At 59.6% G+C, this 622-nt stretch carries 1 protein-coding gene; it reads right to left on the reverse strand.

From position 1 onward, the window contains the following. Positions 1–622 (reverse strand): sensor histidine kinase family protein (locus IEX22_RS16270; RefSeq protein WP_188669276.1); only part of this gene is annotated, 622 nt, incomplete at both ends.

Consider the following 622-nt stretch of genomic DNA (forward strand, 5'->3'; position numbering starts at 1 on the left):
TGCCCCAACCGGTTGACGATATTGGCAAAACTGCGCGACAGATCGCCGATTTCATCGCGCACTTTTGAAGGTGGAATGGTGTCGCGAACCCGCCCCTGGCTGTCGATGGCGCGCTCGGCCTGATCCCTGAGTTTGCGAATGCGGCTGGAGATCCCCGAGGCAAACACAAACAGTGCCAGGGTTCCCATGGCCATCACGGTCAGGATCACATTGAACAGCTTCTCCAGTGCCCGGTTACGCAGGGTACGGATACCATGGGTGGTTTCCTCGGCAACCACGGCGCCCATCACCTTATCGTCAATCCAGATGGGGCTGGCCGCCGCCAACACCACCGCCTTGTTATCCGGTGTCAGGCGCCAGGTGGAGGCCATCTGGCCATTCAGCGCCCGGCGAATATGGCTGCCGCCGAGTTCGGTCGAGTCCTGCAGTGAGTCGATAAAATCCATAGGTGGCTTGGTCAGCACTGTGTAGTAGATGGGGTGTAGATAGTCGTGTTCCAGTTTGCCAAAGAAGCTTTCCGGTTGCCGCTCCTCCTCGACCGAGCGGGTCCAGACACTGGAATCGGCGCGAATATCGCCCGACTTGGCCAGCACCCGGCCATGGACATCCACCACCCAGATCC

This window comes from Tersicoccus solisilvae (genome assembly GCF_014643255.1).
Classification (GTDB): Bacteria; Actinomycetota; Actinomycetes; order Actinomycetales; family Micrococcaceae; genus Tersicoccus; species Tersicoccus solisilvae.